This window comes from Bacillus sp. Cr_A10 (genome assembly GCF_029222665.1).
Classification (GTDB): domain Bacteria; phylum Bacillota; class Bacilli; order Bacillales_A; family Planococcaceae; genus Psychrobacillus.
In genome coordinates, this window is sequence record NZ_JARHXR010000016.1 from 21,500 (window position 1) to 46,903 (window position 25,404).

Here is a 25,404-nt window from a genome sequence, read left to right on the forward strand (position 1 = left end):
CTATAGTTATAGATGGTGTATCCTGTAACCCTTGGCTGCATGGGCGATGATACATGAAAACAAAATGTCTACTAGTTTGGATACATCTGGTCTTATTTTACAACAAAATAAAACCAATAAAAGGAGGAGTCATTCATGGCTCGATATACAGGTCCATCATGGAAATTATCACGTCGTCTTGGTATCTCACTAAGCGGTACTGGTAAAGAATTAGAAAAACGTCCTTACGCACCAGGACAACACGGTCCAAACCAACGTAAAAAATTAACAGAGTACGGTCTTCAATTACAAGAAAAACAAAAACTTCGTCACACTTATGGTGTTAACGAACGTCAATTCCGTACACTATTTGATAAAGCTGGTAAAATGCAAGGTAAACATGGTGAAAACTTCATGATTCTTCTTGAAACTCGCCTTGATAACATCGTTTACCGTTTAGGTCTTGCTCGCACACGTCGTGGAGCTCGTCAATTAGTTAACCATGGTCACGTTATGGTTGATGGTAAACGTGTAGATATTCCTTCATACCGTTTAAAACCAGGTCAAGAAATTTCTCTTCGTGAAAAATCTCAAAACCTTAATGTTGTAAGCGAATCAATCGAAGTAAACAACTTCGTACCTGAATATCTTTCTTTTGATGCAGACAAAAAAGTTGGTACATTCGTTCGTCTTCCAGAACGTGGAGAACTTTCTGCTGAAATTAACGAATCTCTAATCGTTGAGTTCTACTCTCGTTAATAGCAATACTCTTCTAAGAGTATTTTTAGAAGCCCTAAAGTCCTTGTTAACCCAAGGCTTTAGGGTTTTTTTATATTTTGATAAAAGTGAGTGTATACTTCCTTAAATAATCGTTAACAATTGGGGGAGTTTTGTGGGACTATTTTAAATAAGTGAACAGGTATTGAAATTAACAGAAATGAAAGTCATCATACAGTAAATAGAAATAATCAATGCCCTTCCACTTTTTGTGGTTGGCCTTTACCTTGCACCTCTGAAATTTTATACCATATAACTTACTCACTTTCGTAATCCTCTCACACCTTTGTATATAATAAAATGACACCAAAACGATGCCCCCAATGCTTCTATTTATTTCCTACGACGCAATATGTTCCATATGCGTCATAAAACCAAAAGATTACTGTTGACTTGAATTATGTTAATAAATCTAAAGCAGTGTTAGCAATAAAGGTTGAAAACCCTAGTTCCTTTGTTAGCACCTGAGGATTCTCACCTGGACAAGCACTTCTCACTGGAGTCGCCTCCTTTGAATACAATCATCCAAAAAGTGAACTTAAATTATTCCATATATAGATCTATTGAAATTAAAATGACATACTATTTACTTCGAAGTGTCTTTATAAATATCCTCCGAAGAATGAAACCCATCCGCAATAACCGTGCTTTCTATGTTGTGAACATTTACAGCAATTGGCGATAGTAACACGGAAGGAACTTCAATTTTCCCATTATTAACTTTTTGGAAAGCAGGGACTTCCTCCCCTTTTGCCATAGCTACCGCTAATTTCGCTACTTCTTGTGTGAGCATCCGAATTGGCTTATACACTGTCATCGTCTGATCTCCACTAACAATCCGCTGTACTCCAGCCAAATCCGCATCTTGCCCTGCAACTGGCACGATTCCTGCCAATCCTTTTGCAGCAAGTGCTTGTATAACACCGCCTGCAGTGGCATCATTTGCCGCTATCACTGCGTCAATTTGCCCCTTTGTAGTATGGAGAGCTTCTTCCATATTAGTTTTTGCATTAGCAGGAGTCCAATCCTTCGTCCACTGATCATAAACGATGTTAATATCGCCTCTTTCAATATATGGACGTAGCACGTTGAATACACCTTTTTTTAATAAGTGTGCGTTATTATCAGTAATTGCCCCTCCGATAATCACATAATTACCCTTCGGTACGATTGCAGTGATAGCTTTTGCTTGCATCTCACCTACTTGTTCATTATCAAAAGACACATACAAATCGAGGTTTGCATTTTTCACAAGCCTGTCATAGGCAATTACTTGGATCCCTGCTAAATGTGCCTTATGCACAATTGCCGCTGTTGCTTCAGCATTATGCGGTACAATTACTAAAAGGTCAATTCCGCTACTGATGAGCGCCTCTGCTTGTGAAATTTGTAGAGCATCATCTCCATTAGCTGCTACAATCTTAACTTCTGCTCCTAGTGATTCAACTTCTTCCTTGAATAAATCTCGGTCCCTTAACCATCGCTCTTCCAGTAGAGTATCCATCGAAAATCCAATACGGATTGAATCATCGTCCTTAACAAGAGGTGTTATTTTTTCTGGCTCGTCGGTTTCCTGTTGTAGCTTTTGCGTATCTGTACAAGCAATTAGAAACGAGGCTATTACTAAAAACCATAAAATTATAGCCTTTCTTTTCATCCGTTTACCTCCTATCGAACTTCCGCTTTATTACTCCATAATGTTTTTCGATATTGCTTAGGGGATACTCCACATACTTTCTTAAACACCTTGCTAAAATAATTTGGTTCGTGATATCCGACCTCATACGTAATTTCTTTTAAACTACGCTCAGAATCATTTAAAAGTGTCTTTGCCTTCTCAATTCGGCACTCTGTTAAAAAATCGATGTAGTTAATTCCCAGCTTCTCTTTGAACATTTTACTAATATATATGGGACTTAAGTTAACCCTTTGTGCCAGAATCTCCAAAGATATATCCTCATGTGAATGCTCTCGAATAAATTGTTTTATTTGGTGTATTTTATCCGCTTCCACTTGATTATAATGTGCTTTATAGATCGTATTCATATGATTCAGAAGCAAAAGTGTTTCCGCTCTCAATTGGCGGTAGTCCTGGGTTTGAAATGAGAAGAAGGGTGCATCAGTTTCCATTCCCATTTCATCCATCACTCGTGTAGCAATCCAAAGCAGTTCAAGGACCCTTTGCTGAGCATATATTAGTGAGTTTCCCTCATTTTCATGTTGCTGTATCAAATTTAACACACCAGACTGAATAGAAACCCAGTCTCCTAAGCGAACTTGGTCAAAAAGGTTTTTTTGCTGTTGTTTCATAGTCTGATTGTCAGATTCTAGGCTATGAGCTGGTACATCGTTATAAAATCTGTATTTGACCTTTGGCGTTGTATCCATAGTAGCAATGAGTGCTTCTTGGTAAGATTGACGAATTTCATCCAGTTCCTCATAAACTTGACCAATCCCTACAAACCAGTCTAATCCAATTTTTTCCTTATCTAATGATAATATTGCTTTTGCCAATGTAATCGCTTGCAAACGGAAGGACTTTTCTTGATCGCGAAAAACGATAATAGGAAGCTGTCTCCCGTATAACGCCCCTACCCAAGCGTTTCCAGTCTCATGTACCTTTTCCTTTATTGGCACATAATAGGACTGTGCTCCCTCAGGCAATACAACCAATACAACAAATTTTTCATTAGAAGAACGAATATCCAGCATTTCTAGAAGCATATCGATATGTACTTCATGTACATGATCAAATAATAATTGTGTTACAATGTCTGTTTCTACTAGAGTCAACGTCTTTTCCCAATTCTCTTGTTGCCACTTGTTTGTATCCTGTTGCTCACTTTCCTGTCTACATTCCTCTAATACTCTTCCGACGGTTGCAACAATTTCGCTTACCTTACTAGGTTTTAGCAGATAATCCTTCACACCAAGCTTGATAGCCTGCCTTGCATAATCAAACATATCAAACGCTGTCACCATAACAAATTTACTAACAGAATGTTCTTCCTGAATTTTTTCAATCGCTTCAAGACCTGTTATTCCTGGCATCATTATATCCATTAACACTAAATCTGGTTGTATCTGATTTGCTAATTCTATTGCTAATTTGCCATTTTTTGCTTGATGAATGATCAGCTCTGGAAAAGCTTTTTGTAAAATAGCCTCCATTCCTTCTCGCTCAATCGGTTCATCATCAACAATAAGAAGCTTCATCATGATATTGCTCCTCCAATGAATTAGGTATTTGTATAATCACTTTCGTGCCTCGACCTTCTTTACTATCAATCGTAACTAAGTTCTCCATTCCATAAAATAAATCCAATCTTTTTACTACATTTTGGAAGCCAATTCCTGTAGAATGCCCTTCGCCAGGTACTACACGCCCCTTCAATAACCGCTCCATTTTTTCTTGGGACATTCCTTTTCCACTATCCTCTATTTCAATGATGACCCATGCATTATCTTCCTTCTTCTTTATCCTAAAGAAAATGGTACCTCCGTCCTCTTCGGGCTCAATAGCGTGGATAACTGCATTTTCGATAATAGGCTGAAGGGTGAGACCTGGAATTTTCACATGGAGACACGACTCATCGATGTACGACTCGAATTTTAAACGATCTGTAAAACGTGCCTTTTGAATTTCCATATACTGATTTAAAACAATCATTTCTTCAAATAACGTTACAGATCGGTCTATTCGCTTCAGATTATAACGTAGCAAGCCTGCTACACTGACTAACAGATCACTTGTTTCCTCTGCTCCATCCAAATATGCCTTTTTTGAAAGTGTGTTTAACGTATTAAATAAAAAATGTGGATTTATCTGACTTTGCAGGCTTTTTAATTGACTCTCCTTCAACAAAAGCTTACTTTGCTGTAGCTCATGTTCTAGCTGAGCCTTTTGCTGAATTTCCACAATTAGATCATTAATATTAATACGCATCTTATCAAAGGTCTTTGCTAAAAAAGCAATCTCGTCATTTGATTTGACTTGAATTTGTTGGTTAAAACGCCCTTCCGATAATTCGTTAGCAGCCTTAGTCAGCTGATGAATTGGCTTTGTAATAGTAAGTGAAAACCAATAAGTAGCCAATAATAACACGACAGTAATTAAAAGTAATAACCAGATTCCTAGCTTTTCTAACTCCTCTGATTGGCTGATAATATCTCGATAAACAAGATTATACGTCTTCAACTCTCGATCTAAAATCGTCAAGGTCATCTCCGATATGTACGCGGATATTCGATTTGCTTCATTAAATTCATTTGTCGATCCTTCCATTTCTTTATCTTCTGAAAACATAATAGATCGATTAGTAGTCTCTATAAGGCTATCGATTAAATGAATATAATTGGTGACAGAGAACTCATTATCCGCGGTCCGAAGTTGAGCTACATCTTGCTGTACCTCTTCAATGACACGTATGCTTTTCTCTACCTGTTTTTTATGATTATCTGTTGGGTTTAATAGATAATTATTTAAATTCGTAATCAATTGCTGGCTAGCTGTAGTAACTTCATTCATTCGTAAATATCTCTGTAAAATCTCATTGGATTGTTCCTGTGTTTTTTGATTGTAATACGTAAGCGTCAACCAAATAACGCCCATAATGAGCAAAACAACGGAAACGAGCATCCAAATCTTCTTTTGAATCGTTGTCATTTACCGTCACCCTTAGCTTTCACAATACGAGTTTCGGTGAGGTAACCATTTGAATCGAGTGGTACGGTCTCGTCTGTAATCCACTCCAGCAACAATTTCACACTCTCCCTACCCATCTCTTCAGGCATTTGCTCCAACACCCCGTCAAGTTTTCCTTGTTTTAGGAGAATAGCTGACTCAACCCCGTCATCAAATGTAAATATATGATACGGCTCCACCTGTGTACGTCTTTCTATTTCTTGGATCATGGGACCTACATGATTTGCATTGATGGCTATAAAAGCAGAGGCTTGTGGCACTTCATTCATTAACTGTTGAGTAGTTGCCAATACCTGTTCCTTTGTCTCTGCCGTCCCTCTAACAAAAATTTTTATATCTGGATATCTGTCTAATACATCTCGAATACCTGCTAACCGTTCCTTTTGATAATACGCTTGCTCTTGATCACCAAGTATTATCACTTCTCCTGCTGTTCCCATTTCTTTTATTAATTGACTAGCAACTAATTTACCTGCTAAAAACTGATCTGATCCTACATATGTTTTTCTCAAGCTCTCTTGTACCGGCACATCATTTGCAACGGTAATAACAGGAATGCCATAAAAAGCTGCCTTTACTTTTGTTAGCTCTTTAAATTCTTCATTATCTAATCCTTGTACGATTATCCCATTCACCTTTGAATGAATAGCAATCTCCATCTTTTTTAAAAAGTCGTCTTGGTTGTTTCCATAGCTTCCCCATACTTCAAGCTGTACATTTTCTTCCTGCGCCTGCTTAATTGCACCTTGACCAACCTTATTCCAAAAAGGGGTATCAAGTTCTTGCGTAATGAGTACGAGACGGAAAGAATCCTTAGCGGAAGGGAGGTTAGTAGGCATATCACTAGTTAAACGAAAAGCCTTCGTTGCCGAAACTATAGTCAAATAGCTAAAAATAACAATTAGAACAACTAAAGAAAGAATAACTTTTTTTCTCATGCACCTTCCCCATCCCGATACCTTTTCCTTTCATATTACCACCTGTCCAAAAATTAACAATGACCAACAAAACAACAGGAGGCACCCTACAATTAGGATGCCTTGTTATTCTATTATTCTTTTTTAACCACGTTGCTTACGTGTCATTACATCGAAAATTACTGCTCCAGCTAAAACGCCGCCACGAATCATATATTGATAGGAGATCCCGACACCTAGTAAGTTCATCCCACTTGATAAGGAGGCCATTACGATCGCTCCAATAATAGCACCTGTTACTTTACCGACTCCACCTGCGGAAGATACTCCGCCAACATAAGCTGCCGCTATAGCATCAAGCTCAAACAGAGTTCCGGCTGTGGTCGTTGCAGATTGAAGACGAGAGGTAAATAGAATTCCGGATAAAGCTGCGAGCATCCCCATTGACCCAAAGACGATATATGTAATCTTTTGTACGTTTATCCCACTTAAATGCGCTGCCTCAGGATTACTACCGACTGCATAAATGTGACGCCCAAGCACTGTTTTAGTCGTTAAAAAATGATAGATTAATACAACGATAATCATAATGACAACAGTCCAGGAAAATCCGTTATACCCAGCTAAAATCCAAGTAATATATGCAATAATAGCAGATATTAATATAAGCTTTACGCTAAAAATTCCCTTAGACATCACATCAAATCCATATGTCAACTTGTTACGACGTATGGAGATTTCATTGTAAATATACAAAAAAATTCCGACAAGCCCTACTACTAAAGTAAGTAAATGCAAGCCATTTATTTGCATAATAGAAGGAATAAATCCATTACCAATTGCATTGAATTGGTCGTCCTTAATAATTATCGTCCCTGTTTTTTCCGTCACCTGTAGAAGCGCACCTCGGAAAATTAACATTCCTGCCAATGTAGCAACAAATGATGGAATGCCTATCTTCGCGACTAACACCCCATTAAATAAACCAATAACTGCACCAAAAACTAAAATGATTGGAATTGTAATCCATACAGACAAGCCCATTTGGGTCAAGAAAATAGCAGAAATTGCACCTAAAAATCCTGCTAAAAATCCAACAGATAAGTCAATGTGACGGATGACGATGACCAATGTCATCCCCACTGCCAAAACAGCAATATAACCAGCTGAATCCAATAAATTACTAATGTTTCTTGAAGACATAAACAAGCCGTCCGTCATAATCGTAAATGTAAGCATAATAACGATTAACGCAATATACATTCCATAATCTCGTATATTCGCTTTTACGAGCGCTCTAGCTTCTTGATAAAAGTTCATCGTTATCCCCCTCCTATTGCGTCGCAAGTTCCATAATTGTTTCTTGTGTCGCTTCCTCCTTAGTCAGTTCTCCTTTAATTGCTCCGTCCGCCATGACATATATTCGATCACTCATTCCTAATACTTCACCAAGTTCAGAGGAAATCATGATTATGCTCATACCTTCTTGAATGAGCTTATTCATAATCGAATAAATTTCAAATTTCGCTCCGACATCAATTCCTCGTGTCGGTTCATCTAATATTAAAATCCTAGGTCCAGTAAACAACCATTTTCCAAGTGATACTTTTTGTTGATTTCCACCACTTAATTTGCCGACTACTTGTTCTAATGAGCTTGCTTTAATATACAAGGAGTCTTTGTATTCGTTCCCAACCTTCACTTCTTCGTTTAAATTGAGAACCCCCTTTGAAGAAATACCTGTTAGATGAGCTACAGAGACATTGCTCTTAATATCCTGTAATAAAAACAATCCATCACCTTTTCGATCCTCCGTTACATACGCAATGCCAGCCTTAATAGCATCACTTGTATGCTTAAAGCCCTTCTGTTCTCCTTGAATAGTTAAACTTCCTTGTAGTTTATAGTTTTTTGGATTTCCAAATATACTAATTGAAAGTTCTGTCCGACCTGAACCCATAAGGCCAGCAATACCAATAATCTCTCCTTTTTTAAGGTGAAGATTAACGTTTTTCACAACATTTCTCCCTAGCTGGGTATCATATGCCGTCCAATTGTTCAATTCGAGTACTGTTTCTCCAATTTTCATATCTGTACGTTTAGGGTAAATATCTTCGATGTCGCGGCCTACCATGTTTTTTATTATGATATTTTCTGCAACTTCCCCTTTACTTGCATCCAGCGTACATATTGTCTTTCCATCTCGAATAACAGTTACTTTATCAGCAATTTTGATAACTTCCTTCAGCTTATGCGATATCATAATGCAACTAATACCTTGGCTTTTTAACTCTTTTAAAAGGTCTAAAAGATTCTCACTATCATCTTCATTCAGTGCTGCTGTTGGTTCATCTAAAATTAGCAAACTCACATCTTTACTTAAAGCTTTGGCTATTTCGACGAGCTGTTGTTTACCTACACCTAGTTCCTTAATAAGTGTTTCTGGTGTTACTTTCAGGTTTACCTTTTTTAATAACTGCGTTGCTTGGACGATTGTTTGATTCCAATCTACGAAAGGACCCTTCTTTACTTCGTTACCTGCAAAAATATTTTCATAGACTGTCAAATCCGGAAAAAGCGCTAGTTCCTGATAAATGATGCCAATACCAGCCTTTACACTATCGTTAATCTCATGGAATTTTAGAACTTCATTATTAAAAACGATATCACCGTCGTATGCACCATATGGATAGACTCCACTCAACACCTTCATAAGTGTTGATTTCCCTGCACCATTTTCTCCGACCAAACAGTGAATCTCTCCTTTTTTCACCTTGAAGTTCACATTCGAAAGGGCTTTGACTCCGGGAAATTCTTTAGATATGTCATTCATCTCTAAAATATAATTGCTCATTCTATCGCCTCCTAACCAATCAAAATAAAATAAGAGAAATAGTGATAGATACTACTATCACTATTTTTCCTTTTCTATATGATATCTTTACTCTAAACCTGTGAATTCACTTGCTTCATAGTATTCAGAATCGATAAGTTCTGATTTTACGTTATCTTTATCTACAACGATAACGTCTGTTTGTTTCGCTTTAACGTCTACCGCACCATTATTATATGAACCTGTTGTTTCTGGTGTTTTACCATCTAAGATTTCTACTGCCATGCCCATCGCATCTTTTACTAATGTACGAACATCTTTGAATACCGTCATCGATTGTTTTTCATCGATAATGTATTGAATTGAGGCTTTCTCTGCATCTTGCCCAGTTACAAAGTAATTAGTAATTGCACTGTCAGAGGCAAATACGTCTGCGATTGAACGAGCTGTCCCATCATTCGGAGCTAGAATTGTAACATCCCCTTTTACATCATCGCCAGCTGCAGTTAAGTGAGTTTGTGCTTTGTTTTTTGCTTCGTTTGCATCCCAGTTCGTTGTTATTTGACCAATAATTTTTCCAAGTTGGTCGCGTGATAGATCTGCTGACTCTTTTAATGCTTCTGCTTCACTTGAGTTGGCAATTTTAAAAGTACCATCTGCTACTTTCGGTTGAAGTACTTTCCATGCTCCTTCGAAGAATAAAAATGCGTTATTATCGGAAGCTGCTCCTGCATATAAGTAAAGCGGAACATTAGTACCTTCAGCATTGTCTACTAAGTACTGAGCTTGTGCAGCACCTACTGCTAAACTATCAAATGTTACATAGTAATCTACTGCATCTGTGTCTGTAATTAAGCGGTCATAAGCAATAACAGTAACACCCTCTTTTTTCGCCGCTTCTACAGCAGACGCTGCAGCTGCACCGTCATGAGGAGTGATGATTAATACTTTGATCCCTTTATTTAATAAAGCTTCCACATTTTCTTTCTCTTTAGCTGATGACCCTTGGCTAAATAGAATTTCCGTTGAATAATCTGAATCTGCTAGAGCATCTTTAAAACGTTGCTCATCTTGTACCCAGCGAGGTTCGTCCTTTGTAGGTAACACGATACCTACATCTACTGAAGAACCACCTCCACTGTTGTTACATCCTGCAATGAATAATACGAACGCCATCAAGATTATTAAAAAAGTTACTCCCTTGAATTTCTTGAACATTTTTTTACCCCTCTCCCTTTGAAAAAAATGATTACAATTAAATTATAAATTGAGAACACTTATATGAAAGCGCATTCATTAGCATTCTTTTAGCTTTACCTATACTTTTTTAACCTTTTGTAAAAAAACATTATTATTCCTAGAGGAACTCTTCATCAAATAAAAAAACACCCCTTCATGAGAAATATTTTAGAAGAAATGCAAAAAAGCGATTTACTCTAGATAGAGCAAATCGCCAATTTCAAAAAATATTAATTTTTTTGCATTTTCATTCCTTCAATTAAATCAAGCAAACGTTGTTTAGCATCATCAGTTTCTTCCTTCAACGCCTTAAAATCATAGCCTGATTTTTCTTTATTGAAATGTATTTCCAATAAGTCTCCTACTTTTGCATTAATCGTAAACTTATCTTTTAAAATGACGAGTTTGTTTGCTTTATTATCTTTTTCAAAAAGCACAACAAAAAAATCATCGAATCGATCGACCACGTATTTATTTTCACACACTTAAAACAGCCCCTTGACCAAAATTAAATTAAAATTAAATGTAGTTATATAATTTTTCATGAATAGTAGGAAATTCGTTCAATATTATCATTCTATACTATATACTACTCAATTTTCATCTTATTTTGTTTACTTTTTCATTTTTTTAATAATTTCATGACTATTTGTCTATTAATGGGGAATAATAAAAGATGAATATAGAAAAAAAAAGGAGGATATGTAGTGAAAAATAATAAAACGAATACTTCCAACAACAACTCTAAAGACGACAAAAGTATAAGTGAAAATTTTACAGAACCACAAAAGTTAAATGACGAGGAAAAGGAAAAACTTCAAGTAAAAGATGGTCAAAATAATCATCATGTTGATGAACGCGGTGGTTTTTAATTGAAAAAAGCTACTTCCCTTGATATATAGGGAAGTAGCTTTTTTCATTTTAAATAAACTTGATCATTTTATAATTTTTCTTTCCTCGGCGAATAATCATGAATTCATCTTCAAGACGATCCTTTTCCCCAACTTCATAAGTTACATCCGTAACTTTTTCTCCATTAACAGAAATAGCCCCGTTAGCAACGTCTTCCCTAGCTTGCCTTTTCGAAGGCGAGACAGTAGCTTCCACGATGAAATCTACAATGTTCTTCGAATCTTTTGTCATTTCAACGGAAGGTACATCTTTAAATGCATCCTTCATTTCTCCAGCTGTCAACTCTTTTAAATTCCCGCTAAATAACGCTTGGGAAATACGGATAGCTTGATCCAAAGCTTCTTGACCATGGATAAGTCGAGTCATTTCTTCAGCAAGTTTCATTTGTCCTTTGCGTAAATGTGGCTCATTTTCCACAGTTTCTTGGTAACTTTCAATTTCACTTCGTTCTAAGAAAGTAAAAATTTTCATGTATTTGATCACATCTGCATCTGCAGTATTAATCCAAAATTGGTAGAATTCATATGGAGATGTCTTTTTCGCATCTAACCAAACAGAACCAGAAGCTGATTTTCCAAATTTCGTTCCATCCGCCTTAGTTACTAATGGAATTGTTATTCCGTATGCTTTTGTTTCTTCCTCATGCGTTTTACGAATCATCTCAAGACCAGTTGTAATATTACCCCATTGGTCAGAACCACCAACCTGCACTTTACAATTATATGTGTTGAATAAATGATTGAAGTCGATTCCTTGTATTAATGTGTATGCGAACTCAGTAAAAGAAAGCCCTGAATCTAAACGAGAGGCAATAGAATCCTTCGCTAACATATAGTTGATGTTGACAAGCTTTCCGAAGTCTCTTAAAAATTCAATTACTGTCATCGGTCCAATCCAATCATGATTGTTAACCATTTTAGCACCATTCTCAGCATTAAAATCAAAAATGCGCTCCATTTGCGTTTTGATTCCTTTTACATTTTTATCAATTTGTTCAGTTGTTTGCAAAACACGCTCTTCTGAACGTCCTGATGGATCTCCCACCATTCCTGTTGCTCCACCTACTAATAAGATTGGGCGATGTCCATGCATTTGAAAACGACGTAAAGTCAGTAAGGGCACGATATGCCCGATATGCATACTATCTGCAGTTGGATCAACACCACAGTAGAGTGAAATTTTTTCGCTATCTAATAAACTTTCTAAACCTTCTGCATCTGTCTGCTGATAAATAAGACCTCTCCATGTTAAATCCTCTAATAATGCATTTGTCATAATAAGTTCCTCCTTTTTAAAATAAAAAAGTCCCTGCACGAAATAAATCATGCAGGGACGCTTATTTATAATAGCGCGGTACCACCCAGCTTGAAGGAAAATCCTTCCGCTTCAATCACGATATCGTTGTGAATACGTCTAACTCCAAGACTGTAATTCATCGTTGAACACTGACTAGCTTTCACCAACCGCTAGCTCTCTATACAGTATGTGCAACAACTACTTCGGACTTTTCATCGTTAAAATATATAACTATTTTACCTAAACTAAAACGGTTGTCAATAACTATCGTCTAATGAATAACGATTATGGTATAATAATTCTTGATTTGGGGGTTGAAATGTTAATGGATAAATGGATAGAGAAAATCCAATTTTATAAAGATAAATTTGATGAATGGCAGTCTACTAAATGGGCAAAAGGCTTGCGTATCTCATCTAGTGTTATTTGGAACTTAAGCTTACTCTTTTTAATTGTCTGCATCACTTTAGGTGTATTTGCAGCATCGGTAGGTGCGGGTTACTTTGCATCTCTAGTTAAAGAGGAGCCATTACGCGAAAAGAAAGAAATGAGAGCAGCAGTATTTAACTATGAAGAGACTTCCGAAATATATTTTGCCGGAGATGTCTATTTAGGTAAATTACGCACAGATCTTGAACGGACAGAAACTAAATTATCAGCAGTTTCACCATATGTTTTAGATGCTGTTCTAGCTACGGAAGATGAATATTTTGAAGTACATAATGGAATTGTACCAAAAGCAATTTTCCGAGGATTACTACAGGATGTTACAAACTCTGATACACAAACAGGTGGATCTACTTTAACTCAACAGTTAATTAAAAACCAAATACTAACAAATGAAGTTTCCTATGAACGAAAAGCTAAGGAAATATTACTGGCTATGCGTTTGGAACACTTTATGACGAAAGACGAAATCTTAGAAGCTTATTTGAACATTATTCCTTACGGCAGAAATGCAAACGGAAGAAATATTGCTGGAATCGAAACAGCTGCTCAAGGAATTTTTAATGTCAAAGCAAAGGACTTAAATTTACCTCAGGCTGCTTATATAGCAGGTATTCCCCAAGCACCATTTGCATATACACCATTTAGAAAAGGTGGTGTATTAAAAGAAGGAGAAGCATTAAAACCTGGAATCGAACGTATGAAGACTGTTTTGTTTCGAATGAAAGAAACTGGTTATATTTCCGAGGAAGAATATAATTCTGCTATTAATTACGATATTACAAAGGATTTTAGACAGCCCGAAATTGTACCAGAAGATAAATACCCATGGCTAACTTTTGAGATAGAAAACCGTGTAAAAGCAATTCTTCGAGAACAGTTTGCTTCAGCAGATGGGATAGACCCTGAAAGATTAAAATCGGAGTCAAAACTATACGATAAATATGATATCATAGCAGCACGTGCCGTAAGTACTGGCGGTTATAGAATTCACACAACTATTAATAAAGATATGTACGAGGCAATGATTCAAGTAAAAGATCAGTTTGATACTTATGGACATACATTCACAAAAGAAGTAAAAGATCCAAATACAGGAGAAACCATTACTCAAGATTATCCTGTACAAGTTGGAAGTATGCTAATTGAAAATGGTACAGGTAGAATTTTATCGTTCCTTGGAGGTCGTGATTATAATTTAGAACAATTAAATCACGCAACACAAGCCGTTCGTCCAATAGGTTCTACTATGAAGCCATTATTAGTGTATGCACCAGCTATTGAATATGGAGTAATTGGCGCTGGAAGTCCAGTTGTCGATGTTAAATTAGAGAATCTAGGAAGTACAACTTGGACTAAATCTCCTCAGAACTATACGAAAGAACAAGAGTTAGGGATTATTTCAGCTCGTGATGCTTTAAAAACATCTCAAAACTTATCAACTATTCGTTTATATGATTTGATCATGGACAGAAAGCCTACTGATTTCTTATACAAAATGGGCTTCGAGCATATTGAAGAAAACGAATACGCCAATCATGCATTATCTATCGGCGGTATGACAAATGGTGCAACTGTTGAAGAAAATACGAATGCATTTGGAACATTTGCTAATAATGGACAGTTTATTGATGCTTATATGATTGAAAAAATTGAAGACGTAGATGGGAATATCATTTACCAACATAAGACTGAACCTGTTCAAGTATTTAGCCCAGCTACTTCTTATATTATTACCGATATGCTTCGTGATGTTTTATCGGATGGAACTGCAAAACTAGCAAAATCTAGATTAAAATTCCAATCAGATTTTGCTGCAAAAACTGGAACTACTCAAGATCATAATGACTCATGGCTAGTTGGATATAACCCAAATGTTTCTCTAGGTGTATGGCTTGGTTACGATTACAATGAAACCCTATTCTATATGAATAATCGTTATAATCATCCGAGTGTTCGAATAAACATGCTTTGGTCAAATATGATGAATGCTATGTATGATGTAAATCCAGACTTAGTAGATGCACCAAATCCTTTTCCGGTTCCTGAGGGTGTAGTGACTAGATCTTTCTGTGGTATATCTGGACTTGCAGTATCTGATGGATGTAGCAAAGCAGGATTAGTGAAGTCAGATTTATTTAATGCGGCTGCTATGTTACCTACTGCTTCGGATGACAGTCTAATCACATCATCCTATGTTGTGATTAATGGCAATAAATATCGTTCATTAGATTCAACTCCTAGTGAATTTGTTGTACAAGGCGGATACGGAGTAAACGAACAGTTTATTAAACGGATGCTAGGCAAATTCGGTGGTAATGCTAGCAAACTATTCCCTGAGAAATCTAGTTTTGCTGGTAATGTTGTTTCAGAAGAAGTATTCCAAGCTGATGGAAGTCCACCAGCAGCAGTAACAGCAACTCTTTCAGGAAATACAATTACCTGGACAGACGCTGCTTCACCTGATGTTGTAGGATACAGAGTTTATCAAGTTGTAAATGGAAATAGAGTACTTGCTGCTACTAAACTAGAAGCAGAAGATAAGAGCTTTGTTATTAATGGTAGTGGTCAATACATCATTGTTTCTGTTGATATTACAGGTTTGCAATCGGGCGCTTCGAATATCGTATCAATCGAAGAGAAGACACCAGAACCACCTGAACAAGTTATTCCTCCAACTGCTCCTGAAGAGGGTTCAGAGGAAGTAATTACTGAACCAACTCCTCCTGAAACTGGTGAGACAACTACACCGGAAGAGGGTGAAGAATCAGGTACACCATAAAACAAGCACCAAATATCTTCTGATTTAGCGTTTATTCACATTGAAAGAAACGCAAAATACAATATTACGAAGTATCTAGAGAAGAAGGAAGTGAATTCAGTCACTTCCTTCCTCTCTTTTTTTAATTATAAAACTGTGGACAAGCGCACATCCGTCTTTCTGATCTCTAAGTACAAATTATATACATAGACTTAAAATATTTTTCACCAACTATAGGCATTCTCGCTGGCCGCACGTCCGTATGAGCCGCTGAATGCGCTAGCGCATTTCGCTGTCTCATTCGGCACGTCATGCGACTGGCAAGGCGTAAATGCCAGTGCATTCTCTTAATAATGATTTTTGTAGATTCTATTATATGTTCTGCTATCACTCTTTTTATTGAAATGTACTGTATCATCGGATATTTCAAGGATGTCGACTCATCCTGCGGAGGCTCATGCGTAGCGTGCGGCAAGCGCACATCCGTTTTTCTACTCTCGAAAGGTGTACTTATGATTAGAAAAAAGCCACAGCTTCCTGATATTACAGGTCGCTGCGGCTTTTCTTAATCTTCCATTGTTGACAAATCACCAGTTGGTAATTTTAATTCCCAAGCTTTTAATACACGACGCATAATTTTACCACTACGCGTTTTTGGTAACTTGTCCTTGAACTCAATTTCTCTAGGTGCCGCATGTGCAGCAAGTCCTTTTTTAACAAACTGCTGAATATCTGCGATGAGTTCTTCTGATGGTTCATATCCATCATTTAAAGCGACAAACGCTTTAATAATTTCACCGCGAACAGGGTCTGGAATTCCGATTACTCCTGCCTCCAAAATAGCCGGGTGCTCAATTAATTTACTTTCTACTTCAAATGGACCTACTCGTTCACCAGAGGTCATAATCACATCGTCCACTCTTCCTTGGAACCAGAAGTAACCCTCTTCATCCATATAGGCAGAATCCCCTGAGAAATACCACTCGTCATTTATAAAGTAAGATTCATATTTTTCTTTATTGTTCCAAACTTGACGCATCATGGATGGCCATCCTTTTTTAATTGCCAAATTACCCATTGTATAAGGAGGAACAATATTCCCTTGATTGTCAATGATGGCAGCTTCTAAACCAGGTAATGGTTTCCCCATTGAACCAGGTTTAATCGGTAGACAAGCGAAGTTACAAATAACCTGAGCACCTGTTTCGGTCATCCACCAAGTGTCATGAATTCTTTTATTAAACACTTGCATTCCCCATTTAATTACTTCCGGATTCAATGGTTCCCCAACAGATAGAATATGTCGAAGAGAGCTTAGATCATGCTCTTTTACTATTGCATCCCCTGCTCCCATTAACATACGAAATGCGGTTGGCGCACTATACCAAACTGTTACTCCATATTGTTCTATCGCATTGTACCACGCATCTGGAGAAAAACGTCCTCCAAGAATTAAGAAAGTAGTTCCAGTTAGCCAAGGTCCAAAGATTCCATAGGATGTACCTGTAACCCAGCCAGGATCTGCAGTACACCAATAAATATCATCCTCTCTAATGTCCATTACCCATTTCATCGATTGATACTGTTGTACCATCGCATAATGTACATGTAATATACCTTTTGGTTTTCCAGTAGAACCAGAAGTATAATGTAAAATTAGTCCATCTTCTTTATCAACCCACTCTATTTCAAATGAATCGGATGCTCCTTCTAATGCTTTATTAAAGTCGATAAATTTTTCGGTTTCCTCTACTGCTTCCCCTACTAGAAAGACTGTTTCTAAGTTAGGTAATTTATCTAGAGGTATTCTTTCAAGCAGTTCAGGAGTAGTAACAATTGCTTTTGCTTCACTATCTAGCAATCGGTCGTATACTGCACCTTCCATAAATGCTTCGAAAAGTGGTCCAACGATGACGCCCATTTTAATTCCACCAAGTAACGCAAAATATAATTCGGGTGATCTAGGCATAAAAATGAAAAGACGATCCCCTTTTTGAAGGTTAGAATATTTTTTGTAAACGTTTGCAGCTTTGTTGCTTTGATTCTTCATATCAAGAAATGTATAGGATTCTTTTCTATTCGCATCTTGATAATAAAGAGCTACTTTTTCTTTTTTATCAGATTCTGCATGTCTATCGATGGCTTCATAGGCCATATTCACTTTACCTGTTTGTTTCCATGAAAAGTTTTTCTCTGCATCTTCCCATTGAAAAGTCTTTACAGTTTGTTCATAATCTTTTAATTGATAATCCCCTTCTAAAACTGGTAAAACTTCTATTTTCATCCTCTTCACCCTTTCGATAAATATACTCTTCTATTCTACAATACTTTTTTCTATTTTTGCTAATGTTTTGAATGTTTTATTATATTTCTTTTTCCATACACCTTGTCACTTTAAAATAAGGTATAATGTTAGTAAATTGCATTTATTTATTTAGGTGGTGAATTTGTGATACACAATAAAATGTATAATGCTACGGAATTAGAAACAAAGCATGGTACTGTTACTATCGAAGGACCGATATCTTCAGACATTATTGCTGAATTAGAATTCCATGAGGATCTTGTATCTTTTAGAGCTCCTGCTCAACAACACAAAGCCCTCATCGAAATTGCAAAGCTACCAGAAGGAAGAATTATTATTGTTCGAGATGAAAATATCATTGTTGGATACTGTACATTTCTATACCCCGACCCACTTGAACGTTGGTCCCAAGGTAATATGAAAAATTTAATAGAATTAGGGGCAATCGAAGTTATTCCGAAATTTCGAGGAACAGGAGTTGGAAAAACACTTCTCCGTGTTTCAATGATGGATGATGCAATGGAAGACTATATTACAATCACGACCGAATATTATTGGCATTGGGATTTAAAAGGAACGGGCTTGAATGTATGGGAATATCGAAAAGTTATGGAAAAAATGATGCAAGCTGGTGGACTCGAATATTTTGCCACAGATGATCCAGAAATTAGTTCTCACCCTGCCAATTGCTTAATGGCTAAAATAGGTAGCAGAGTGGACAATGAATCTATTCAGCAATTTGATCAGTTACGCTTTATGAATCGTTTTATGTATTAAAGGTGAAGCGATACAGATAGAAAAGGAGTTCATTCTAATGTTAGTAGAAGAAATTATGAATACATCGGTTCCAACATTAACCCCTTCACATACGATCAACGATGCAATCACGCTATTAAAAGTAAAAAAAATACGTCACTTACCTATCATAAACAAAGACCGAGAAGTAGTTGGAGTGGTAACGGACAGAGATTTAAAGGAAGCAACCCCTTCCACTCTTCAAAGCGTTCTTCATAATGATATATATGAACGTCCATTAGAAGAAATTATGACTAAGAACCCCATTACCGGTCATCCTTTAGACTTTGTCGAAGAGACAGCTAGTATTTTTTATGATAATAGAATTGGGTGTCTGCCAATTGTCAGTAAAGGTAAATTAGTAGGGATGATTACCGAATCTGACTTATTGTATAAGTTTATTGAACTAACTGGAGTTCATCAACCCGGTTCTCAAATCGAAGTCCGTGTACCCAACAGACCAGGGGTATTATTTGAGGTTTCAAAAATTTTCTACGAGCAGAAGTTAAATGTATTAAGCGTTCTTGTATATCCCGATAAAGTGCATAATGATCATAAAATATTAGTATTGCGTGTAAAAACCATGAATCCTCTAAAGCTTATTGAAGCGATTAAAGCAGAAGGATTTGAGGTATTATGGCCAAACCATCCAGGAATGAACGTATGAAGAAAAATGCCGTTTTTATCTTTTCAGAAAATCAGTTAGGCTATAAATTTTCTGACACGCATCCATTTAACCAAAAACGATTAACATTAACTGTTGATTTATTAAAAGAAATGAATGCGTTATCATTATCGGATATAGTCGCACCAAGAACTGCAACGGAGGAAGAATTAAGCTTAATACACGACACCCAATATATTGATATTGTTAAAAAAGCAAGCTTAGAGACTGGTGACACAAGTATTTATGAAAGCTATGGGATTGGCACTGAAGATACACCAATCTTTCCCCATATGCATGAAGCTAGTGCCAGTTTAGTAGGTGGAACGCTAACTGCCGTAGACTATGTGATGGAAGGTAAAGCATCACATGCCCTCAATCTAGGCGGTGGACTTCATCATGGTTTTAAAGGACGGGCATCGGGTTTCTGTATTTATAATGATAGCTCAGTTGCCATTAAATATATGCAGGAAAAATATAATGCTCGTGTACTGTATATTGACACAGACGCCCACCATGGGGACGGTGTTCAATGGAGTTTTTACGATGATCCTAATGTATGCACTATTTCAATTCATGAAACGGGAAGATATTTATTCCCCGGTACAGGTAATATTACAGAAAGAGGTTCTGAAGAAGGGTATGGTACTTCCTTTAATTTTCCTATAGATGCTTTTACAGAGGATGATTCATTTTTAGAGGTTTATCGTACAGCTCTTAGCGAGATTATAGAATCATTTAAACCAGATGTTATCTTAAGTCAAAATGGCGCTGATGCGCATTATTTTGACCCTTTAACACATTTGTATGGTTCAATGAAGATATATCGAGAAATTCCTAAACTTGCTCATGAGTTGGCGCATAAGTATTGTGACGGAAAATGGATTGCAGTCGGTGGTGGTGGTTATGATATTTGGAGAGTAGTTCCACGTGCATGGTCATTGCTTTGGATGGAAATGAATGACTTTAAAACACCCGAAGGAGAACTACCGAAAGCCTGGCTCGAACGTTGGTCTAAGGAATCTCCTATCCCCCTTATACCAACATGGATGGATCCTAATCCGTTATTTGAACCGATTCCTCGAAAAGCGGAGATAACAGAGAAAAATAAACAAATGTTAGACAAGGCGTTATTTTTATTACGTCAACAGAGTTCATACAAAAAACACCAGTAGCCTAAACGGTTCTGGTGTTTTAATATTATGCAATTACATTCACTTTCTTGATACTAAATAGATTATTTAACAGAATCTCTTTCTTCAATACGATATGGAAGAACTACTGTATGTTCATCTATTTTTTCTTTATTCATAAACTTTGTTAATAGTCTCATGGAAACTGCTCCAATGTCGTATAAAGGTAATACAACACTCGTAAGTTCCGGTCTTACCATACGAGCTAATTTGGAATTTTCAAAGCTGATTACTTCAATGTCTTCTGGCACTTTTAATCCACTGTCTTGTGCCCCATGGATCAATCCGATTGCTATTTCATCATTACCTGCAAAAAATGCAGTCGGAGGGTTTTTTAATTTACTTAGTTCTTCCCAAGCTAGAAGACCGTCGTCATATGTATTTTCGACGCCAACAATTAGATCTGTATCTAATTCGATACCAGCTGCATCAAGCGCCTTTTCGTAGCCAGAAAGTTTATATAGTCGATTAATCGTCGAAGATATAGAGCCCGATACAAAAGCAATTCGTTTATGTCCGTTTTGTAGTAAACGATTGACTGCATCAATTGCTGCTTCATGGTATTCAATATTAACAGAAGGAAATGCATTAGTCGTTTCAATTGTGCCTGCTAAAACGATAGGCACTTGAGATCTTTCCATCTCATGTAGCATGTCATTTGTTACTTGGTCACTCATCATAACTATTCCATCTACTTGTTTACTGAACAAAGTGGATAAAAGCTGTACTTCTTTATCTTCTTGTTGATCGGAATTCGTTAAAATAATATTATATCGGTACATCGTTGCAATATCTTCTATACCACGCACAAGTTCAGCATAAAATACATTTGAAATATCCGGGATAATTACCCCAACTGTTTTTGTTTTTTTACTTGCTAAACCTCTTGCAACTGCATTTGGACGATAATCTAATCGTTCTATCACTGCTAAAACTTTTTGACGAGTTGCCGGTTTTACATTTTGGTTCCCATTTACTACACGTGAAACGGTTGCCATCGACACATTTGCTTCTCTCGCTACATCATATATAGTAATAGTCAATGCATACCCCTCCTTCACTACTCTGAATAATTATACTTTAAATAATACTTCATTTCCTATGTAACTTTCAATCAAATAGTAAAACCGACCCTAAAAAGAGTCGGTTTTGTGGCATTTCTCTGTCAAAACTAATGATTTTCTAATTATGCATGCACTTCATGAGTTTTCATGAATTTTTGCAGGGAGTCATAGAATTCATCAAATTGTTGTAAATTCATTTGTTGAGCTGCATCCGATAATGCAACAGCTGGATCAGGATGAACCTCAGCCATAACACCGTCAGCACCGATAGCAATAGCGGCTTTAGCAGCAGGTAACAAAATATCTCTTCGTCCAGTTGAGTGGGTTACATCCACAAATACCGGTAAATGTGTTTCTTGCTTTAAAATAGGAACAGCTGAAATATCTAATGTATTTCTTGTCGCTCTTTCGTAAGTACGAATGCCTCGTTCACATAAAATGATTTGGTCATTTCCTTGAGACATAATGTATTCAGCGGCATGAATGAATTCATCTAATGTAGCTGCGATACCACGTTTTAGTAATACCGGTTTGTTAATAGAACCAACTGCTTTTAATAATTCAAAGTTTTGCATGTTACGAGCGCCTACTTGCACAACATCAACGTAGTCAAGCGCTTCTTCTAAGTGGCTAGGGGTAACAATTTCTGATACGACAGCTAGACCATATTCTTGGGAAATTTGTTTTAATATTTTTAAACCTTCTAATCCAAGTCCTTGGAAATCGTATGGTGACGTACGTGGCTTGTATGCCCCACCTCTGATTAACTTTAACCCTTTTGATTGAATTGCAGCTGCTACTTCAGCAACTTGCGTATAAGATTCAACCGCACAAGGACCAAATACAAAAGATGGTGCTCCAGTTCCAATTTTCTCACCATTGATCTCAACAATTGTATCAGTTGATTTCTTTTTACGTGAAACAAGAAGTGCTTTCTTTTGATCATCCACTTGCAATTCTAGAGCTGTTTTAAAAATTTCCTTAAAAATATGCTCAACAGTTGACTGTGGTAGTGGCCCAGAATTATTCTCTTTTAAGTGATCTAACATGTGTCGTTCACGAAGAGGATCGTATCTGTTTACACCTTGCTTTTCTTTTACTCTTCCAATCTCTTGTACTACTCCTGCTCTTTCGTTAATTAACTGTAGGATTTCTACGTTAATCTCATCTACACGTGCGCGTAATCCATCTAAATCTACATGACTCATGATACTTCTCCTCTCTTTCTCTTCATCGACACTTTCTATCGCCTGAAAATTATGATACATTTTTAGTTATAAGACTTATTATAATCAATGCTTGCGAGAAAGTCACGCTTTTTATTTTAGCGCTTCAACTCGCTAAAGTATTTGTCTAAAAAGGACGTGGGAAATTGTTACCTAAATTATTTGCACTCGATATTGGAACGAGATCTGTAGTTGGAATTATTTTAGAAGAACGAGACCAATCATTTCATGTTGTAGATATTTTAGTTGAGGAGCATAAAGAACGTGCAATGGTGGATGGTCAAATACATAATGTATTGAAAGTAGCAGAAGCAATTAACACGATAAAAACAAAATTAGAAGAAAAACATGGTCCACTTAAAAAAGTTAGTGTGGCAGCTGCTGGGAGAGCTTTAAAAACAGAACAAGCGTCTGTCCAAATGGATATTAAAAATCGACCAATATTTTCTGAAGAAGACATTAGTCGTTTGGAGCTTTCCGCCGTTCAAAAAGCACAAACAAATTTAGTACAAAAAGATATCGATAAGCAGTCTAGTCATTATTATTGTGTAGGATATAGTGTATTATACTATCGATTGGATGGAGAAGAAATTGGAAGCTTAGTGGATCAGCAAGGAACTGAAGCATCCATTGAAGTAATTGCTACATTTTTACCACGGGTAGTTGTAGAGTCGTTGTTATCTGCATTAAAACGTGCAGATTTAGAAATGGAAGCATTAACACTTGAACCGATAGCGGCCATAAATGTTCTAATTCCTTCATCAATGAGACGTTTAAATGTAGCATTAGTCGATATAGGTGCAGGAACTTCGGATATCGCTATAACAGATCATGGAACAGTAGTAGCTTATGGAATGGTTCCAATAGCTGGAGATGAAATAACAGAAGCATTAAGTGATCATTATTTATTAGATTTTCCTTTTGCTGAGGAATCAAAAAGATCAATTAATCAAAACGAGTGTATACATATTAAAGATATTTTAGGTTTTGACCAGGAAATACCTAAGGACGAAGTAATTGATGTTCTTCGACCAGCAACGCAAGTGTTAGCGGCTGCTATTTCTTCGGAAATATTACGATTGAACAATAATAAGCCAACGAAAGCAGTAATGCTAGTCGGTGGAGGCAGTTTGACTCCTGAACTTACAACTATACTTGCAGAAGAATTGAACTTGCCAGAAAATCGAGTAGCTGTACGAGGAATCGATGCTATTCAAAACTTAACTAAGGAAGAACATATTCCGGTAACTCCAGAGCTAGTTACTCCTATCGGTATAGCCATTGCCGCTAAGCGTGCGCCAATACAATACATGTCTATTGAAGTAAACAAACAAATAGTACGTCTTTTCGAATTGAAGGAAATGACAGTTGGAGACGCTTTTCTTGCAGCAAATATTTCTGCAAGAAAATTATATGGAAAACCGGGAGCTGCCCTTGCTGTTCAAGTAAATGGACAAGATATTTATATTCCTGGAGAACATGGAAAGCCAGCAATTATTCATCTAAATGGACAAGAAGCAAACACGAAAACAATCATTCAAAGCAATGACCGTATTGAGCTATTGGAAGGCCAAGATGGAAGACCAGGAGAAGCTACTGTTCGTGACCTTCTAGATGATGCATCCGTTAAAACTGTTACCTTCCAAGGGGTTATGCATATTGTGGAGCCTATAGTGCGAGTAAATGGAGAAAAGGTCACTCTGGATACACCATTGAAAGAAAGGGACAAGGTTATTGTTGAAACTCCACAAACCGTTGAACAAGTATTACTAGCTATTCAAAAAGGAAGCTATCTTACACAGCTAAAACCTTATACGATTACAATAAATGAAAAGAATCACTATATACCTGATTTTACTTCTCATATTCTGTTAAATGAAAATCCAGTGAAACTGCAATACCCAGTCCAAGATAATGACAACATACAAATAAAAATTGTTAGCGCCCCTTCCCTTCAAGAGATTGCTAATAAACTAGATAAAAGTTTAGATAATCGAATAAAAGTTATTTTTCAAAACGAGGAAATAGAATTGTATAAAGAGTGTGCAATTGTTACCTCAGGTGATATTAAACTTACCTCACAGGACATCATTCCAAATGAATCTATTCTTCTATGGCAAGAAATAAATACATCTCCTTGGATCTTTCAAGATGTATTTCGTTTCTCCAATTGGACTTTACCAGATGTAGCTAGTTCATTTCAAATATTGAAAAATGGGCAAACATCTGGTTTCGACGAAGAAATATTTGGTGGAGACCATTTAGAAATAATATTTAATAATTAAGATTCT

19 protein-coding genes and 1 other annotated feature are annotated in these 25,404 nt (G+C 36.7%); of the genes, 7 read left to right on the forward strand and 12 right to left on the reverse strand.

Annotated elements, in window-relative coordinates:
* Positions 1 to 135: 135 nt before the first annotated feature.
* Complete coding sequence (gene rpsD / locus P2Q73_RS15780) at positions 136 to 738, forward strand: 30S ribosomal protein S4 (protein ID WP_053588607.1); 603 nt, start codon at positions 136 to 138, stop codon at positions 736 to 738.
* Between the two features lie 604 nt (positions 739 to 1,342).
* Here the strand turns inward: rpsD and xylF are convergent.
* The 8 genes from xylF to P2Q73_RS15820 all read right to left on the reverse strand — a co-directional run bounded on the left by xylF (position 1,343) and on the right by P2Q73_RS15820 (position 10,935).
* Positions 1,343 to 2,413 carry a D-xylose ABC transporter substrate-binding protein gene (xylF, locus tag P2Q73_RS15785; protein ID WP_056832975.1) on the reverse strand — a complete coding sequence of 357 codons (1,071 nt, stop codon included), beginning with the start codon at positions 2,411 to 2,413 and terminating at the stop codon, positions 1,343 to 1,345.
* An 11-nt stretch (positions 2,414 to 2,424) separates the two neighbouring features.
* Positions 2,425 to 3,975, reverse strand: a complete 1,551-nt coding sequence (locus P2Q73_RS15790; protein ID WP_275789007.1) for a response regulator — start codon at positions 3,973 to 3,975, stop codon at positions 2,425 to 2,427.
* Positions 3,953 to 5,422 carry a sensor histidine kinase gene (locus P2Q73_RS15795; RefSeq protein ID WP_056832971.1) on the reverse strand — a complete coding sequence of 490 codons (1,470 nt, stop codon included), beginning with the start codon at positions 5,420 to 5,422 and terminating at the stop codon, positions 3,953 to 3,955. The genes P2Q73_RS15790 and P2Q73_RS15795 overlap by 23 nt, the downstream gene beginning before the upstream one ends.
* Entirely contained in the window at positions 5,419 to 6,399 is a 981-nt protein-coding gene (locus tag P2Q73_RS15800) for a substrate-binding domain-containing protein (protein WP_275789009.1), read from the reverse strand. Before P2Q73_RS15800 ends, P2Q73_RS15795 begins: the two co-directional genes overlap by 4 nt.
* A gap of 123 nt (positions 6,400 to 6,522) precedes the next feature.
* Positions 6,523 to 7,698: a sugar ABC transporter permease gene (locus P2Q73_RS15805; protein ID WP_275789011.1), complete on the reverse strand. Its 1,176-nt coding sequence runs from the start codon at positions 7,696 to 7,698 to the stop codon at positions 6,523 to 6,525.
* A 13-nt stretch (positions 7,699 to 7,711) separates the two neighbouring features.
* Positions 7,712 to 9,232, reverse strand: a complete 1,521-nt coding sequence (locus tag P2Q73_RS15810) for a sugar ABC transporter ATP-binding protein (protein WP_275789013.1) — start codon at positions 9,230 to 9,232, stop codon at positions 7,712 to 7,714.
* Between the two features lie 87 nt (positions 9,233 to 9,319).
* The gene (locus P2Q73_RS15815; protein WP_481747165.1) at positions 9,320 to 10,387 is read right to left on the reverse strand and encodes a sugar ABC transporter substrate-binding protein; all 1,068 of its coding nucleotides are present in this window, start codon (positions 10,385 to 10,387) and stop codon (positions 9,320 to 9,322) included.
* A 293-nt stretch (positions 10,388 to 10,680) separates the two neighbouring features.
* Positions 10,681 to 10,935, reverse strand: coding sequence for a DUF3006 domain-containing protein (locus tag P2Q73_RS15820; RefSeq protein WP_056832960.1), 255 nt, complete (start codon positions 10,933 to 10,935; stop codon positions 10,681 to 10,683).
* Positions 10,936 to 11,157: 222 nt separating this feature from the next.
* On the opposite strand from P2Q73_RS15820, the gene P2Q73_RS15825 reads away from it, so the two are divergent.
* Positions 11,158 to 11,322 (forward strand): hypothetical protein, encoded by a 165-nt coding sequence (locus P2Q73_RS15825; RefSeq protein ID WP_156316730.1) that lies wholly within the window; start codon positions 11,158 to 11,160, stop codon positions 11,320 to 11,322.
* Between the two features lie 49 nt (positions 11,323 to 11,371).
* Here P2Q73_RS15825 and tyrS read toward each other — a convergent pair whose 3' ends face one another.
* Positions 11,372 to 12,637, reverse strand: coding sequence for a tyrosine--tRNA ligase (gene tyrS, locus P2Q73_RS15830; protein ID WP_275789018.1), 1,266 nt, complete (start codon positions 12,635 to 12,637; stop codon positions 11,372 to 11,374).
* Between the two features lie 50 nt (positions 12,638 to 12,687).
* Positions 12,688 to 12,883 (reverse strand) — a binding site (T-box leader).
* Between the two features lie 100 nt (positions 12,884 to 12,983).
* Between tyrS and P2Q73_RS15835 the strand changes: the two genes are divergently transcribed.
* Positions 12,984 to 15,887, forward strand: a complete 2,904-nt coding sequence (locus tag P2Q73_RS15835; protein WP_275789021.1) for a transglycosylase domain-containing protein — start codon at positions 12,984 to 12,986, stop codon at positions 15,885 to 15,887.
* Positions 15,888 to 16,431: 544 nt separating this feature from the next.
* On the opposite strand, the gene acsA is transcribed toward P2Q73_RS15835, so the two are convergent.
* Positions 16,432 to 18,150 carry an acetate--CoA ligase gene (gene acsA / locus P2Q73_RS15840; protein WP_275789023.1) on the reverse strand — a complete coding sequence of 573 codons (1,719 nt, stop codon included), beginning with the start codon at positions 18,148 to 18,150 and terminating at the stop codon, positions 16,432 to 16,434.
* Positions 18,151 to 18,315: 165 nt separating this feature from the next.
* Here acsA and P2Q73_RS15845 point away from each other — a divergent pair, with 165 nt between their 5' ends.
* From P2Q73_RS15845 to P2Q73_RS15855, 3 genes are read left to right on the forward strand one after another with little or no spacing between them, the layout of a single operon-like run.
* Positions 18,316 to 18,948, forward strand: coding sequence for a GNAT family N-acetyltransferase (locus tag P2Q73_RS15845; protein WP_275789025.1), 633 nt, complete (start codon positions 18,316 to 18,318; stop codon positions 18,946 to 18,948).
* A gap of 37 nt (positions 18,949 to 18,985) precedes the next feature.
* A complete protein-coding gene (locus P2Q73_RS15850) occupies positions 18,986 to 19,633 on the forward strand; it encodes an acetoin utilization AcuB family protein (RefSeq protein ID WP_056832953.1) in 648 nt (215 codons plus the stop codon).
* Positions 19,603 to 20,805 (forward strand): acetoin utilization protein AcuC, encoded by a 1,203-nt coding sequence (locus P2Q73_RS15855; RefSeq protein WP_275789027.1) that lies wholly within the window; start codon positions 19,603 to 19,605, stop codon positions 20,803 to 20,805. Before P2Q73_RS15850 ends, P2Q73_RS15855 begins: the two co-directional genes overlap by 31 nt.
* A 62-nt stretch (positions 20,806 to 20,867) precedes the next feature.
* Here P2Q73_RS15855 and ccpA read toward each other — a convergent pair whose 3' ends face one another.
* Complete coding sequence (ccpA, locus tag P2Q73_RS15860) at positions 20,868 to 21,866, reverse strand: catabolite control protein A (RefSeq protein WP_056832949.1); 999 nt, start codon at positions 21,864 to 21,866, stop codon at positions 20,868 to 20,870.
* 143 nt (positions 21,867 to 22,009) lie between these two features.
* Positions 22,010 to 23,095, reverse strand: coding sequence for a bifunctional 3-deoxy-7-phosphoheptulonate synthase/chorismate mutase (locus P2Q73_RS15865; protein ID WP_053588593.1), 1,086 nt, complete (start codon positions 23,093 to 23,095; stop codon positions 22,010 to 22,012).
* A 164-nt stretch (positions 23,096 to 23,259) separates the two neighbouring features.
* Here P2Q73_RS15865 and P2Q73_RS15870 point away from each other — a divergent pair, with 164 nt between their 5' ends.
* The gene (locus tag P2Q73_RS15870; RefSeq protein ID WP_056832946.1) at positions 23,260 to 25,398 is read left to right on the forward strand and encodes a cell division protein FtsA; all 2,139 of its coding nucleotides are present in this window, start codon (positions 23,260 to 23,262) and stop codon (positions 25,396 to 25,398) included.
* Positions 25,399 to 25,404: the final 6 nt, after the last annotated feature.